Source organism: Streptomyces telluris (genome assembly GCF_024519335.1).
GTDB classification, from domain to species: Bacteria; Actinomycetota; Actinomycetes; order Streptomycetales; family Streptomycetaceae; genus Streptomyces; species Streptomyces telluris.
Genome location: NZ_JANIID010000030.1, coordinates 84725 through 100001, shown reverse-complemented (window position 1 = coordinate 100001; position 15277 = coordinate 84725). Strand labels below are relative to the sequence as shown.

General features: G+C 73.3%; 10 protein-coding genes. 4 read left to right on the top strand and 6 right to left on the bottom strand.

The window, feature by feature from the left end; genetic code table 11:
• Positions 1 to 2: 2 nt before the first annotated feature.
• From efeB to NQU55_RS27540, 5 genes are all read right to left on the bottom strand, one after another.
• Positions 3 to 1298, bottom strand: a complete 1296-nt coding sequence (gene efeB, locus NQU55_RS27560; RefSeq protein ID WP_168091899.1) for an iron uptake transporter deferrochelatase/peroxidase subunit — start codon at positions 1296 to 1298, stop codon at positions 3 to 5.
• Between the two features lie 13 nt (positions 1299 to 1311).
• The gene (efeO, locus tag NQU55_RS27555) at positions 1312 to 2445 is read right to left on the bottom strand and encodes an iron uptake system protein EfeO (RefSeq protein WP_168091900.1); all 1134 of its coding nucleotides are present in this window, start codon (positions 2443 to 2445) and stop codon (positions 1312 to 1314) included.
• Between the two features lie 144 nt (positions 2446 to 2589).
• The gene (locus NQU55_RS27550; RefSeq protein WP_168091901.1) at positions 2590 to 3444 is read right to left on the bottom strand and encodes a heme ABC transporter ATP-binding protein; all 855 of its coding nucleotides are present in this window, start codon (positions 3442 to 3444) and stop codon (positions 2590 to 2592) included.
• A 192-nt stretch (positions 3445 to 3636) separates the two neighbouring features.
• Complete coding sequence (locus NQU55_RS27545; RefSeq protein ID WP_256791367.1) at positions 3637 to 4713, bottom strand: FecCD family ABC transporter permease; 1077 nt, start codon at positions 4711 to 4713, stop codon at positions 3637 to 3639.
• Between the two features lie 39 nt (positions 4714 to 4752).
• Entirely contained in the window at positions 4753 to 5781 is a 1029-nt protein-coding gene (locus NQU55_RS27540) for a heme/hemin ABC transporter substrate-binding protein (RefSeq protein WP_505017608.1), read from the bottom strand.
• 181 nt (positions 5782 to 5962) lie between these two features.
• On the opposite strand from NQU55_RS27540, the gene NQU55_RS27535 reads away from it, so the two are divergent.
• The 4 genes from NQU55_RS27535 to NQU55_RS27515 all read left to right on the top strand — a co-directional run bounded on the left by NQU55_RS27535 (position 5963) and on the right by NQU55_RS27515 (position 14456).
• On the top strand, positions 5963 to 7447 hold the full coding sequence (locus NQU55_RS27535; protein WP_168091903.1) for an HtaA domain-containing protein: 1485 nt from the start codon (positions 5963 to 5965) through the stop codon (positions 7445 to 7447).
• Between the two features lie 127 nt (positions 7448 to 7574).
• Positions 7575 to 9272 carry an HtaA domain-containing protein gene (locus tag NQU55_RS36615; protein ID WP_284702628.1) on the top strand — a complete coding sequence of 566 codons (1698 nt, stop codon included), beginning with the start codon at positions 7575 to 7577 and terminating at the stop codon, positions 9270 to 9272.
• Positions 9273 to 9483: 211 nt separating this feature from the next.
• Positions 9484 to 9915, top strand: coding sequence for an effector-associated constant component EACC1 (locus NQU55_RS27520; protein WP_168093315.1), 432 nt, complete (start codon positions 9484 to 9486; stop codon positions 9913 to 9915).
• Positions 9916 to 9920: 5 nt separating this feature from the next.
• On the top strand, positions 9921 to 14456 hold the full coding sequence (locus NQU55_RS27515; RefSeq protein WP_168093314.1) for a caspase, EACC1-associated type: 4536 nt from the start codon (positions 9921 to 9923) through the stop codon (positions 14454 to 14456).
• Positions 14457 to 14492: 36 nt separating this feature from the next.
• Here the strand turns inward: NQU55_RS27515 and NQU55_RS27510 are convergent, their stop codons facing one another.
• Entirely contained in the window at positions 14493 to 15155 is a 663-nt protein-coding gene (locus NQU55_RS27510; RefSeq protein ID WP_168093313.1) for a biliverdin-producing heme oxygenase, read from the bottom strand.
• Between the last annotated feature and the right edge of the window lie 122 nt (positions 15156 to 15277).

The window sequence follows — 15277 nt, the reverse complement described above, 5'->3', positions numbered from 1 at the left end:
GATCATGCGAACAGGGCCCTGCCCCACCAGTCGTCCTCGTCCCGGACGCCCGGCGGCACGGCGAAGACCGCCGAACCCACGTGCTGGATGTACTCGTTGAGGGTGTCGTGGCGCGCCAGGTTCATCTGCAGCGGCACGAACCCGTCCCGGACGTCCTTCTGGTAGGCGATGAAGAACAGCCCGGCGTCCAGCCGGCCGAGCTTGTCCGTGCCGTCCGTGAAGGAGTAGCCGCGGCGCAGGATCGTCGCGCCGTTGTTGCTGTCGGGGTGGGCGAGGCGCACGTGGGAGTCGGGCTTCATGGCCTTCAGCAGCGGCTCGTCGTGCTCGCGCTCCTTGCCGACGGGCGCGCCCTCGGCCTTGTCGCGGCCGAAGATGTCCTCCTGCTCGGCGAGCGAGGTGCGGTCCCAGGTCTCGATGTGCATCCGGATGCGGCGGGCCACCAGGTACGAGCCGCCGGTCATCCAGTCCGGGCCGTCCTTCTCGCCGACCCACACGTGCCGCTCCAGGCGCTCGGTGTCGGTGCCGGCGATGTTCCGGGTGCCGTCCTTGAAGCCCATCATGTTGCGCGGGGTCTGCGCGTCGGGCGTCGTCGAGGACGTCTTGCCGAAGCCGAGCTGCGACCAGCGGATGGCGACCTTGCCCATGCCGATGCGGGCCAGGTTGCGGATGGCGTGCACGGCGACCTGCGGGTCGTCCGCGCAGGCCTGGACGCACAGGTCGCCGCCGCTGCGGGCCGCGTCGAGGTTGTCGCCGGGGAAGACCGGCAGGTCGATCAGGGCCTTGGGCCGGCGGTCCTTGAGGCCGAACCGGTCCTTGCCGTCCTTCTCGAACAGGCCGGGGCCGATGCCGAAGGTGAGGGTCAGCCGGGACGGCTTGAGGCCGAGGGCCTCGCCGGTGTCGTCCGGCGGCAGCTCGTCGTTGCCCGGGACCGCGCCCTCGCCGATCTCGTGACCGGCGGTCATCCGCGCCGCGGCGGCCGTCCACTCCTTGAGCACCTCGACCAGCGCGGCGCGGTCGCTCGTCGTCACGTCGAAGGCGGCGAAGTGCAGCCGGTCCTGGACGGGGGTGGAGATGCCGGCCTGGTGGGCGCCGTGGAAGGGGACCGCGTCCCCGGCCGCGGCGGCCGGGGAGGCGTCCCCGCCGGTGCGCAGCGCGGCGGCGGTGCCGCCCGCGGCCGCGGCGCCGAGCGCGAGGCCGGCACCTCCCCAGCCGAGGACGGAGCGGCGCGAGGGCCTGCCCGCGGCCGCGGTCCCGGCGGCCGGCTCCTGCCGGTCGCCGGTCTTCTGCGCGTCGGTCATGGCTGTTCCCCCGTTACTTCGCGACGGCGCCGGCGAGCTTGGACAGGGGCTCCGCGAGGGCGTTCACGGCGTCGGACAGCTTCTTGCGGTCCTCCTTGCCGACCTCGTCGTACGCCTTGAAGGTGTCGCCGTCGCGGTACTCGCCGAGCAGCTTCTTCAGGTCGCCGAACTGCTTGTCGAGCTCCTTGACGAGCGCGGCGTCGCTCTTGGCGGCGACGGACTTGAGCAGCTCGTAGGACTTCTCGGCGCCCTCGACGTTGGCGTGGAAGTCGACGAGGTCGGTGTGGCTGTAGCGCTCCTCCTCGCCGGTGACCTTGCCGGTCGCGACCTCGTCGAGGAGCTCCTTGGCGCCGTTGGCCATGCTGGTCGGGGTGATCTCGGCGGTGCCGACGACCTTCTGCCAGCCCTTGAGGTCCGTCATCAGCTGGTCGGCCAGCTTCTTGTCGTCCTCGTCGATCTTCTTCTCGTCCCAGAGCGACTTCTCCAGCTTGTGCCAGCCGGTCCACTTCTGGTCCTTCTCCAGGCCGTCCTCGCGGACGTCGACCTTCGGGTCGATGTCGCCGAAGGACTCCGCGACCGGCTCGGTGCGCTCCCAGCCGATGCGGGAGACCGCGTAGAGCTTCTTGGCCTCGTCGACGTCGCCGCTCCTGACCGCGTCGGCGAACTTCTGCGCCGCCGGGATCGTCTCGTCGGCCTGCTGCTGGACGTACTTGCGGTACTCGGCGACCGCCTTGTCCAGCTCCGGGTTCGCCTTCTCCGCCTTTCCGCCGCCGGTGACGGTGACCTTCTGGCGGATTCCGTCGCCCTTCATGCCGGGCTTGCAGGCGATTTCGTAATCGCCCGGCTTCTTGATCGTCGCGGTGATCTCGGCCTTGGTCTTCGGGCCTATGTTCTCCCGCTCCGTCACGATCCGGTCGCCCGCGGCGTATACGTACACCTCGGTGACCTTGGAGCCCGTGTTCTCAATGTTGATCTTTATGTGGCCGGACGGGAAAGAGGTCTTCGAGACCTCGCACTTGTCGTCGGAGGCGGTCACGTTGATCGCGTCGGAGCCCTTGCCGTCCGACTTCTCGGCACAGCCGGACACGGCGGTCAGGGCCGCGGCCGCGGCGACGGCGGCGACTGCGGAGGAGCGGAGGGCGCGCATAGGGGCTCCAGGCGTGCTCGGAGAGGACGGAAAGGACGTTCGCGCCGTAAACGGCATGGCCGAAAACCGGCTGGCCGGATAAGGCCGCCCTAACTTATCTGAGGCTTGCCTACCCTGTTCCCGGACGGGTGCGTGATTCTGCTCTCACAAAGCAAAATCTCGTACCTCGCGCCTCGGGATCACCAATGGCTCACCCGTACGCGGATGATCAATGACCTCGACCGGCTGCGCATACACACGACTGAGCAATTCCGCTGCGAAGACGCGCGCCGGCGGCCCCTCCGCCGCGATCCGCCCCCCGTGCAGGACCGCCACCCGGTCCGCGTACGCGCCCGCGAGCCCGAGGTCGTGCAGGACGACCACCACCGCGGCCCCGGCCGCGGCCCGCTCCCGGCAGATCCGCAGCACCAGTTCCTGGTGGCGCAGGTCCAGCGCTGCGGTCGGCTCGTCGAGCAGCAGGAGCGGGGTGCGCTGCGCGAGCACGCGCGCCAGGGCGACCCGCGCCCGCTCGCCGCCGGAGAGCGCCGCGAACGGACGGGAGGCGAATCCGGCCACCTCGGCGGCGGCCATGGCGGCCCGGACGGCCTCGTCGTCCTCGTCCTCGGCGGGGGTCCCGGCCCACGGCGCGCGCCCCATCCGGACGACCTCCTCCACCGGGAACGGGAACGACAGCTCCGCCGACTGCGGCAGCACGGCCCGGCGCACGGCGAGTTCGGCGGCCGTCCAGGCGGCGGCGGGCTCGCCGTCGATGCGGACCTCGCCGGCGGCGGCCGGCAGGTCGTGGGCGAGCGCGGCCAGGAGCGTGGACTTGCCCGCGCCGTTGGGGCCGACGAGCGCGAGGACTTCGCCGGCCGCGACCCGGATGTCCACGCCGTCGAGGACGGCGCGGCCGGCGAGGCGCACGTGCAGCGCACGGGCCTCGGCGCGGACGGTCCCGAAGGGGGAGGGGAGGGGGAGGCGGCGCTTGCGCCCGCGGCCACGGAGAAGCTCCTTGATCATGCCCAGCCTCCTTGCTTCCGGCGCGTCCTTCGCAACAGCCGGCTGTGTTTTCCCGGGGGCAACCCCCGGACCCCCGGCCGGAAACCTGGCTGCCTCACGCCCAGCCTCCTTGCTTCCGGCGCGTCCTCCGCAACAGCCGGCTGTGTTTTCCCGGGGGCAACCCCCGGACCCCCGGCCGGAAACCTGCCCACCTCATGCCCAGCCTCCCTGCTTCCGGCGCGTCCTTCGCAACAGCCAGAAGAAGAACGGGCTGCCGAACAGGGCCGTCAGGACGCCCAGGGGCAGCTCCGCCGGCTGGGCCGCCGTACGGGCCGCGAGGTCCGCCGCGACCAGGACCAGCGCCCCGCCCAGCGCACTGCCCGGCACCAGGAACCGGTGACCGGGGCCCGCGGCCATCCGCAGCAGGTGCGGCACCAGCAGGCCCACGAACGTGATGACCCCCGCCACGGCCACCGCCGCGGCCGTCAGCAGCGCGACCACCAGCACCAGCACCAGGCGCAGCCGCTCCACGTCCACGCCCAGGTGACGCGCGGGCCGTTCGCCGAGCGCCAGGAGGTCCAGCTTCCGCCCGTACAGCGGCGCGACGGCCAGGCCGGCCAGGGCGCACGGCAGGACGGCGAGCACCTTCGGCCAGGTCGCCTGCGCGAGCGAGCCGAGCTGCCAGAAGGTGATCTGGCTGACCTGGGCGTTGTCGGCGACGAAGATGCCGAGGCCGACGAGCGCCCCGCCGAACGCGTTCACCGCGATGCCGGTGAGGATGAGCGTGACCACCTCCGTCCGGCCGCCCGAGCGCGAGAGGGCGTAGACGAGCAGGACGGTCACGAGCCCGGCCGCGAACGCGCAGACGGTGACGGTCCAGTTGCCGAGGAAGGTCAGCCCCAGGGAGATCGCGGCGACCGCGCCGACCGCCGAGCCCATCGAGATGCCGATGACGCCGGGCTCGGCGAGCGGATTGCCGAACACGCCCTGCATCAGCGCCCCCGCGCACCCCAGCGACGCCCCGACGAGCAGGGCCAGGGTCACGCGCGGCAGCCGTACGTTCCACAGCACGCTCTCGGGGACCCGGTCCAGCTCCGCCCCGCCGAGCCCGGCCCGGTGCTGCAAGGAGCCCACGACGTCGCCGAGCGGGATGTCGTACGCGCCGAGCCCGGCGGAGAGCAGGCAGGCGAGGAGCAGGGCCGCGGCCATGCCGGCGGCGAGGAGGGCGGAGGCGCGGCGGCGGCGCGGCTGCTGCCCGCCGCCGGGCTCACCGGTGGCGCCGGCGGCCACGGGGGAGGGGGCCGTGGTTCTGAGGAGACTCACGTGGCGTCACTTCCCGGCGTGGATCTGCTGGATGAGCGAGGCCAGGACGGTGTCGGTGCGGGGGCCGAAGTTCAGCAGCACGCCGTCGTCCACGGAGGCGACGCGGCGGTCCAGCCCGGCCGGGGTCTGCCCGACGCCGGGGATCTTCACCAGCCCGTCCACGCCGCCGACGGACGCGAGTCCCTTGCTCATCACGAGGATGACGTCGGGCGCGGCCTGGGCGAGGGCCTCGCTCGTGATGGGCGTGAAGTCCTTCTTCAGGCCGGACTCCTTGCCCGCGTCCACGCCGCCCGCGGCCTCGATGAGCGAGTCCGCGCCGGACCCGGCCCCGCCGAGGAGGTAGACGGAGGCCGAGCCGCGCAGGTAGAGGAAGGCGACGCGCGGCTTCTTGCCGCTGCCGCCGCCCTGGGGGATGGCTTCGGCGGCCTTCTTCAGCCGCTGCTGCGTACGGCGGTCGAGCTCGTCCCCGGCGGCGGGGACGCCGAGGGCGGCGGCCACCTTGCCGATGCGCGGGCCGACGTCCTCGAGCTTCTTGGCCGGGTCGAGGACGACGAGGGGGACCCCGGCGGCGCGGATCTGGCCGACGGCCTCCGCGGGTCCGGTCGTGGTCTCCGCCAGGACGAGTGTGGGCTTCAGCGAGAGCACGCTCTCGGCGGAGACGTCGTGGGCGCGGGTCACCACGGGCAGGTTCGCCGCCTGCTCGAAGGTGGCGGTGATGTCGCGGGCGACGACCCGCTCGCCGAGGCCGAGACTGAAGACGATCTCGGACAGCGCTCCGGTGAGCGGAACGATCCGGTCCGTGCTGCGGACGGTGACCTCATGACCGTCCGCGGACCGTACGGTGGCGGGCAGTTGGGTCTTCGGCGTGCCGGCAAGTGGCTCGATACGGTCGGCGGCCGGAGCCTTGGTCGCCGCCGAGGACGCCCCTGAGCTGCCCGAACTGCCCGAGGAGCCGCAGCCGGTGAGGGCCAGGACAGCCAAAGTGAGCCAAGTGAGCAGTGCGGCGCATATGCCGTTGCGGCGTGGGGTAGATATCGCGGAGCCCGCCGACTGCCGTTGAAGCACGGTTCTTTCTGCCTTTCGCTCCGGCCGGGGGTTTCCGACCTGATGGAACGTAGCTTAGGTTAGCCTTACCTAAGTCGCTATAGCGCGACGTCTCACGATGTCTGCCGTCCTGCGCCGAACCGCGCCGTCCCGCCCGGAAGGGGCCCCTTCGATGCTGCCGCCGCCCAGACCCGCCCGAGCCCCTGTCGTCGCCCTGCTGGCGGCGGTGCTGGCGGCGGTGCTGGCGGGGTTGGTGCCGGGGGTGGGGGCAGGGGCGGTCGCGTCCGCGGCGCCCGCGGCACCGGCGGCGCCCGTGGACGGGAACGCCGACGGTGCGCGGACGGTCTCCGGCGGGCGGCTCGACTGGGGCATCAAGTCCTCCTTCCAGAGCTACGTCACCGGACCGATCGCCCAGGGGCGCTGGGACCTGCAGGGCGGCGCCGCCACCATCGGCGGCGGCCGGTTCCGCTTCCACTCCGCCAAGGGCGGCTACGAGGCGGGGAGCGGGGCCTTCGAAGCCGGCTTCTCGGGCGGCGTGCACTTCACGGGCCACAAGAAGCCCGACGGCTCCTACGAACTCGACCTCACCATCAGCCGCCCCACCGTCCGCATCAAGGACGGCAGCGGCACGCTCTACGCCGACATGAGCAGCAAGGCCAAGGGCACGGGCGAGGTCACGCAGGCGTCCCAAGTGCCGCTCGCCGCGCTCGACCTGAAGGGCGTGGACATGCGCGGCGCCGGGACGGCCGTGACGCTGGCCAACGTCCCCGCGACGCTCACCGCCGACGGCGCGAAGGCCTTCGCGGGCTACTACACGGCCGGCACGGCGCTGGACCCGGTCGCGCTGTCGGCGGACGTCCTGGCCGCGGCGAGCGGCGCGCCGGCATCCGGAGCGCCGTCCTCCGGCGCGCCGGAACCGGAGAAGAAGGACGCCCCCAAAGGCGAGTTCACCGGCGCGGCCGTCGACTGGGGCGTACGCCGCACCTTCCGCGAATACGTCACCGGCTCCATCGCCCAGGGCTCCTGGAAGCTGACCGACGGCGCGCAGGACGGCGGAGCGCTCTTCCGCTTCCCGGACGGCAAGGGCACGTACGACGCGGAGGCGCACGCCCTCGACGCCGCCTTCACCGGCACGGTCCGCTTCACCGGCAAGCACCTCGACCTCGCCCTGAGCGCGGTCAAGGTGACGGCGAAGGACGGCAAGGGAACGCTGGCGGCGGATGTCGCGAGCGGCGGGGGCGAGCCGCGGCGGAACGTTTCTCTCGTCACCTTCGACGCCGCCGGCCTCCAGGAGAAGGACGGCCTCGCCGCCGTCACCGAGGCCCCCGCCAGACTCACCGCCGACGGCGCGAAGGCCTTCGCCGGCATGTACCAGGAGGGCGCGGAGATGGACCCCGTCTCCCTCGCCGTCCCCCTCGACGCCAAGGCGAAGCTGCCGCCGCTGCCGGACCTGGGCAAGGCGCCGGCGCCGGCGCCCGCGGCGAGCGCCGCCCAAGGGGCCGATTCCGGACGCAAAGTGTCCGCAAACAGTGCAACCGATACCTCTTCCGACTCGTCCTTCCCGGTGCTCCCGGTCGCCGCAGGCGCCGCGGGCGCCGTCGTGGCGGCGGTAGTCGTCCTCGCCGTCCTCCGTCGTCGCCGGCGGTCCGCCGGCTGAGACCACCCGACTCCGCGCCGGCCGCGGCGCACCCCTCACGCGGCGCGGCCGGCGCGGGCCCGCACCCTTGTTCCGACTTTTGTTGCTTCCGCTGAATCGTTGCTTCCCGCTAAGGAGACCACCGACGATGACCGCCAACTCCCGCCGCGCCGCGCTCGCCGCGCTGGCCACGGCCACGGCGCTCGGCGCCATGACGCTGACGGTTCCCGCGCACGCGGCCACGGCCGACGCCCCGCAGACCCCGGCCCGTGGTGCGTCGCTGTACGACTTCAAGAACGGCACGCTCGAATGGGGCGTGAAGCAGAAGTGGCGGGATTACCTCGGCCCGGAGGGTGCCGCCTTCGGCAAGATAGACGTGGCCGACGGGGTCACTCAGGCCAAGGACAACGGCCCCTTCGCTTTCGTCGGCGGTACGGGCACGTTCGACTCCGGCTCGCGTGCGATCGCCACCACCTTCAAGGGCAGTGTCCACTTCCGCGGGCACCCCGACGAGAAGGGCGAGAAGTGGGGACTCGACTTCAAGTTCTCCGATGTGAAGCTGTCCACCGAGAAGGACGGAAAGGGTGAGAAGGGCTTCATCACCGCCGATGTGACGGCTGGTGAAAAGACCGAGGACGACGTCCCGATCGCGGAACTCGACCTCTCCAAGAAGAAGTACTCCGTCGACGGCAACGCGATGACCTTCCCGGAGATCCCCGCGAAGATGACCGAGCGCGGGTCGAAGGTCTTCGCGTACAAGGGCAGGGTGCATCCCGACTACAAGCCCGGTGCCGCGCTCGACCCGGTCACCCTGAAGGTGGAGTACAGCCGGCAGTCCGGCGAGGGGGCCCAGGGTGGCCAGACCACCGGCGGCGGCTCCGGCGGTACGACCGCCGGCAGCTCGACGACGGGTGGCACGTCGACGACGGGCGGCACCTCCACCGGCTCGACCGGAGGCACCTCCACCGGTACCACCACCGGCACGACCGGCGACACCACCGGTACCGGAACCCAGAAGCCCAAGGGCGAGCTCTACGACGGCAACCTCGACTGGGGCCTGCGGAAGTCCTTCCGGGACTACATCACCGACGGCTTCGGCGCGGGGAAGATCGAGGTCACCAGCCCTGCGACGAAGACCGGCGCCGGATTCCGCTTCCCCAAGGGCGAGGGGAAGTTCGACGAGGCCGGCTCCACGCTGAAGGCGGCCTTCAAGGGGCAGGTCCGCTTCACCGGCCACGACGGCGAGCTGGACCTCACGTTCGGCAAGTTCGAGCTGGAGGCCTCCGGCAAGACCGGCAAGCTCTCCGCGGAGGTCGTCTCCAAGGCGGACGGCGCGAAGCCCAAGACCGTGCAGCTCGCCGATCTGACCCTCACCGACGGCGTGCCCAAGGCCAAGGACGGCGTGGTGCACCTGCAGGGCGTCGGCGCGAAGCTGACCGAAGACGGCGCCAAGGTGTTCTCGTACAAGAAGAGGAACTTCTACAAGGCGGGTTCCGACCTCGACCCGGTGACGGCCGCCGTCGCCGTCGAGGCGAACGCCAAGCTCCCCGAGCCGCCCGCGGGCACCGGGACGGGTTCCGGCTCGCAGGGCAGTGGTAGCGGCAGCAGCAGCTCCTCGTCCGGTACGGGCGGCGGCTCCACCACCGGCGGTGCCGGTACGACCGGCGGTGGTTCCACCACGGGTGGCGGTTCCACCGGCGGCAGTCTCAACACCGCCTCTCTCGCCAGCACCGGGGCCAGCACGCCCACCACCCCCCTCCTCGGCGCCGCCGGAGCCCTCGTGCTCGCCGGCAGCGGTGCCGTGTTCGCCGCTCGTCGGCGCGGCCGCGGCGCGGCGCAGGTCTGATCCGCAGCGCCCCACGTACCGGCGCCCCCCGCCTCCACAGGCCCCGGCGGGGGGCGCCGTCGCTGCGGCCGGGCACGAGCACGAGCACAAGCACGGCCGCGGGAACGCGTCGCTGCACGTGAGCGAACTACCGTTCTGTCGTGCCCCGTTGCGGTGCTAGCCTCGGATGCCCCGGAAGTCACGTGAGGCGCGAAGGGGCAGTGAGGACGCAGTGAAGGCAACGCTGACGGTCAGCAGCCCGGGCTCCGGCCCCGGCGGCGGCGCAGTGAACGATCTCCGCCGGTGGCTGCAACGCCATCCGGAGCTGCGGGCGCACATCAAGCAGGAGCCGGCGCCCGACCCCGCGCCCGGCACCATGGGCGCGGCGTCCGAGCTCCTCACGCTCCTGCTCGCCCCCGGTGGGGCGACGGCCGCCCTGGGCGCGGCGGTCGTGGCCTGGCTGCAGAACCGCCGCGGCAATCAGACGGTCACGATCACCAGGCCCGACGGCACGCAGATCACCGTCACCGCCGAGAGGGTGCGCGACCTGAGTGCCGCGGAGAGCGGCGAGGTCGCCCGGCACCTGGCCGAGGCCCTTGAGCGACGCGAACCCGGCACGGGTTCGGCGGACATGGCGCGCCCGGGCCCGACCGGCAGGGCCTGACCCCGGTGGACGAAGGCCCCGGAAGAGACCTGACCGGCCCCGACTGCCACGCCCTCGTGGTCGGCACGGGCCGGCACCCGGCCGGCGCCCGCCTCGCGGGCCTGCCGAGCGCCACCCGCTCCGCCGCCGCCCTCGCCGAGGCGCTCCGGTCGGTGTGCGGCATGGCGGACGACCGCGGCGACCGCGTCACCCTGATCACCGACCCGGCCGGGCCCTCGGACGTGCTGGCCGCCATGGAGGCCGTCACGGCCCGTGCGGAGGGCGGCGTCGTCCTCTTCTGCTTCGTCGGCCACGGCCTCCTCGGCCCGGCCGAGCAGCTGTACCTGGCCACCTCGGCCGGTACGTCGGCGCACAGCACGGCCCACGCCGTCCCGTACGCCGAGATCAGGAACCTGCTCGGCACGTCCTCCGCCCGCCCCGTGGTGATTCTCGACTGCTGCTTCTCCGGGCTCGCGGAGGCCGTCCAGCAGGGCCCGCGCCGGGACCCGTACGTCTCGGCCCGCCCGGACGGCAGCTTCCTCCTCGCCTCCGCGACGCATTACGCCGCCGCGTTCGCCCCGGAGGGCGAGGAGCACACGCTGTTCAGCGGCGAGCTCCTGCGCCTGCTGCGGGAGGGCGACGCGGGCGGCCCGAAGTGGTTCACGCTCTCCGACCTCTACCGCCTGCTGGACCGCCGCCTCCAGGGCGCGCCCGCCCGGCCCCACTCCGACAGCGTCGGCCGGATCGGCGACCTGGTCGTCGCCCCCAACTCCCGCTACGCGCCCGCGCCGGGGCCCGGCCCGGAGCCGCCGCAGTCCGGCGGCCCGTGCCCGTACCCCGGGATGCAGCCCTTCCTGCCCGAGCAGCGCCACCTGTTCTTCGGCCGCAAGACGCTCACCGGCGATTTGTGCAAGAGGGTGACCGACGGGGCCGGCGGTCCCGTCGTCCTCGTGGGCCCCTCCGGCGTCGGCAAGTCCTCGCTCCTGCGGGCCGGCCTCGGGGCGGGCCTGGAGGGCGACGGGCTCGGCCCCGTGCTGCTCGTGCCGGCGCCCGGTGCCCGGCCCTTCCGCACGCTCACGGCGGCCTGGGCGGACGCCACGGGCCGGCCCTTCGGCGAGGTCGAACGGGACCTGGGCGCGGGGCGTTTCCGCGCACCGGCGGACGGCAGGAAGCCGCCTCGCGTCCTGATCGTCGACCAGCTCGAGGAAATCTTCACGCACTGCGAGGACGGGGAGGAGCGGGAGCTGTTCGTCCGGGCCCTGACCGGCGCGGAGGGGGCGCCCGGCCCCCGCATCGTCCTCGGCCTGCGCGCCGACTACTTCGGCCACTGCCTGCGCGACCCCAGGCTCGCCCGGCTCGTGCGGGACGGTCACTTCCCCGTTCCCCCGATGACCGACGACGAACTGCGCGCCGCCATTGAGGAGCCCGCCGCGCGTGCCGGACTGAGCCTGGAGGACGGCCTGGCCGGCCACCTGCTGCGCGATCTGAAGGACGCGGACGCCGGCGGGCGCGGGACCATCGCCCTGCCGTTCCTCGCCCACGCCCTGCAGGAGACCTGGGCCCGCCGCCACGGCGACCGGCTGACCTTCGCCGGCTACCAGGCCGGCGGCGGGATCCGCACCTCCGTCGGCACCGCCGCCGAACGCATCCACGACTCCCTCGACGCCGCAGGCCGCCGCGCCCTGCGGGAACTGCTGTTGCGTATGGTGCGGCTGGTGGACGGCGACGGCAGGGCCGTACGGCGCCGCGTCCGCACCGGCGAACTCAAGGACCACGAGGCGCTGCTGAAACGCCTCACCGACGCCCGCCTCGTCGTCGACGACGGCGAGCACGCCCAGCTCTGCCACGACTCGCTGCTCCACGGCTGGCCCCGGTTACGGGACTGGATCAACGCCGACCTCGACGGGCTGCTGGTCCGCCGCAGGCTGGCCGACGCCGCCGACGCCTGGGCCGAGGACGGCCGGCCCGCCAGCGGCCTGTACGCGGGCAAGCACCTGGCGGCCGCCCGTTCCCTGACGGCCGGCGACGGGCGGGACGGGACCGCCCTCCTCCTGCCGCTGCGCCCGGTGGAGCGGGACTTCCTGGCGGCGAGCGGGCGCGCTCAGCGCCGGCGCCGGACCGTCCAGCGGGCGGGGCTCGCGATCGTCGTCGTCCTCGCGGTCCTCGCCTCCACCCTCGCCGTCCTGGCGCGGGGCGCGCAGCACCGGGTCGAGGACCGCGAGTCGGTGCTGCTGGCCCGGCAACTGGCGGCCAAGGCCGACTCCCTGCGCGAGCGCGACCCCTTGGCGGCCTCCCGGCTGAGCCTCGCCGCCTACCGCCTGGCGAGCACGCCGGAGAGCCGGTCGAGCCTGTACGCCACGCAGATGTCCCGGGTCCCCGTGGACCTCAAGGGGACGGGCGAGCCGGTGCTCCACCTGGCATACAGCGGGGACGGCCGGGTCCTGGTGGCGAGCCGGCGCGGCGGCCGCGTGCAGTTGTGGGACCTCAGCCGCCCGGCCGCCCCGCGGAAGGCCGCCGCCCTGGACCTCGGCTCGGCGGCGGCCGTCGCCTTCCACCCCCGCACGCGTCTGCTCGCCGCCCAGACGGCCGGCGGCTTCGCGGTCTGGGACGCGACCGACCCGGACCGTCCGCGCCGCCTCGCCGCACGCGGGGCACCCGGCGGGGCGGCGTCCTCGCTGGTGTTCAGCCCCGACGGCGGGACGGTGGCGGCCGGCCTGGAGAAGGGCCGGCTCCTGCTCTGGCAGCTCGCCGACCCCGCCCGTCCGGAACCGGCCGGCGACCGGGTGGTCGCCAAGGAGGACCTCGTGTCCGTCGCGTTCAACCACGACGGCCGGCTCCTGGCGGCGAGCAGCGGCGTCGTGGGCGCGGAGGACGGGTCCGGCGGGTCCGGGGAGATCGGGCTGTGGGACGTACGGGACCCGGTCCGGCCCGCCCTCAAGGACACGGTGACGACCGGCACGGCGACGAGGGTCGCGTTCCACCCGCGGCGCGACCTGCTCGCCGGGGCGAACCGGAAGGACGACCTGTCCGGGTGGACGGTCGAGGGCGGCGCCCGCCTGAAGCTCTTCGCCCCGGCCAAGGGGACCTTCACGTACTGGAAGTACGACGATCTTCCCGCCCTCGGCTTCAGCAAGGACGGCGGCGCCCTGGCGTGGGCGGGCAAGCGGGCCGCCGATCCGGCACCGAGCAACCTGCTCCTGCGGCGCGTCGGGGACAAGGACTCCGCGCTCTCCGACCGCCTGGCGGAGGACAGCAAGCTGCCCGTGACCGCGCCCGCCCAGGCCCTCGCCTGGGATCCCGCAGGGGCGTACCTCGCCGCGGGAGGGGAGGACGGCAGCGTGCGGCTGTGGCCGCAGCGGCCGCCCGCCCCGGCGGCCACCGGCTCCCTGCCGGACTCCGACACCGGGACGCGCCCCCTCAGCCACGACGGCACCCTCATGATCACGAAGGAGCGGTGGCCGGGCTCGCAGGAGGAGACGCACCGGGTGTGGGACATCAGCCGGTGGACGGCGCCGCGGCTGAAGTTCACCGTTCCCCGGTCCTGGGAGGTTCGCAACTTCCTGCCCGGCACGTCCGTCCTCGTGGCCCATAAATGGACGGCGGGCACCAAGGACCACGTCTTCCGCCTGTGGGACATGAGCGGGCCCGGCGCCCCGGACCCCGGCGGCACCGACATCACCATCAACGCCCCGAACGTCAACGTCGGCTTCAGCCCCGACGGCCGGCTGCTGGCCCTGGGGCGGGACCACGACCGCCGCATCGAGCTGTGGGACGTGAGCAAGCCGCGCGCGCCGGTGCGGCGCTCGGTGTTCGCAGGCATGACCGGCGACTGGACGTCGAGCATCTGGTTCCTGACCGACCGGGTCGTCGAGACCCCGGACGGGAAGGAGAAGGTACAGCTCTGGGACGTCTCCGACCCCGGCCGCCCCCGGAGGGCGGGGGTCGTCACGGGCCTGAAGCCCGACGGGAGCCTCGGCTTCGGCCCCACCGGCTCCCGTCACCTCATGCTGGCGGAGGAGCCCGGCCGGAAGGTGGCGCTGTGGGACCTGTCCGACCCCGACCGGCCGCGCCGGGGCGGTCTGCTGCCGCTCGGTGTCAGCGGCTACCAGAACATCGGCAGCGACGTGCTGGTGGCCGTGGACCGCAACAACAGCCTCGAGTTCTGGGACGTGAAGGACTTCCGGCACCCACGGAAGACGCGCACCATGCCCGTGGACCTGGGCAACCCGGAGCGGTCCGAGATCTACAAGGGCTCCGACCGCAGCCGGATCCTCACGGGCAGGAATCCCTACCGGATCTGGGACATCGGGCCCGGCGGGGACTGGCGCACGCCGTACTTCGCCACGCTGCCGCGGGCGAGCCGCGTCCTGCTCTTCCCGGACCGGCTTCCCCTCATCGCGGTCTCGTCCGGGAAGAGCACCGGCGAGGGCGCGCTGACGTTCCTCCTGCACCCCGACACCGACCGGCTCTACGCGGATCTGTGCCGGTCCTCCCCGGAGAGCGTGCCCAGGGAGGACTGGAAGAACCTCTTCTCCGACGTGGCCCACCAGCGCTCCTGCTGAGCGCTCGCGGGCTGGGCCCTCACCCGGCCCGGACGCTCACGCGCTCAGCGGGAACTCCCGGCCCAGCGCCTGGAAGACGGCCGTGTTCAGCGCGAACGCGCGCTTGCACTCGTCGATGACGCGCTGCTTCTCCAGGTCGTCCACGGGCAGGGCGTCCAGCAGCTCGCGGTACTCGCGCTTGAAGGCGGCCGGGTTGGCTATGGCTTCGAAGACGTAGAAGCGGACGCCGTCTCCCTTGCGGGCGAAGCCCCAGGTCTTCTCGGCGGTGCCGCGGATGATCTGGCCGCCGGAGAGGTCGCCCAGGTAGCGCGTGTAGTGGTGGGCGACGTAGCCCGCGGGCCACTCGCGGGCGCACTCCTCGATGCGGGCCGCGTACCGCGCGGTCGCGGGCAGGGGCCGCAGGCCGCTGCGCCAGTCCGGGCCGCCGAGGTGGGCCAGGTCGCGCTCGAGCTCGGCGGTGCGGGCCAGCTCGGGGCGGATGAAGGGGCCGGCGACGGGGTCGTCCGCGAGGGCCGGGGAGGCCGCTTCCAGGGCGCGGTAGACGAACCAGAGCTGCTCGGTGTAGCGGCGGTAGGCGTCGACGCCGAGGCGGCCGCCGAGCATGTCGCTCATGAACGACGAGTTCTCCGCTTCCGTGTGCTGCTCGTGCGAGGCCGTGCGGATGAGCGTGGAGAACGGCGTGGTGGCGGGCGCGTCCAAGGCGGACCTCCGGGTGACCGAGGGGACGGGCGTGGCGTCAGGAAGCCATTCTCGCTACTTAGGCTTACCTAAGTCAATGTCTTCCCGACGTCCCGTCGGTAAAACGTTAGCGCCCGGAGGGC

Bases quoted from the DNA above. Each gene is read 5' to 3' on its own strand.
- efeB (WP_168091899.1), bottom strand. From the start codon at position 1,298: ATGACCGACGCGCAGAAGACCGGCGACCGGCAGGAGCCGGCCGCCGGG.
- efeO (WP_168091900.1), bottom strand. From the start codon at position 2,445: ATGCGCGCCCTCCGCTCCTCCGCAGTCGCCGCCGTCGCCGCGGCCGCG.
- NQU55_RS27550 (WP_168091901.1), bottom strand. From the start codon at position 3,444: ATGATCAAGGAGCTTCTCCGTGGCCGCGGGCGCAAGCGCCGCCTCCCC.
- NQU55_RS27535 (WP_168091903.1), top strand. From the start codon at position 5,963: ATGCTGCCGCCGCCCAGACCCGCCCGAGCCCCTGTCGTCGCCCTGCTG.
- NQU55_RS36615 (WP_284702628.1), top strand. From the start codon at position 7,575: ATGACCGCCAACTCCCGCCGCGCCGCGCTCGCCGCGCTGGCCACGGCC.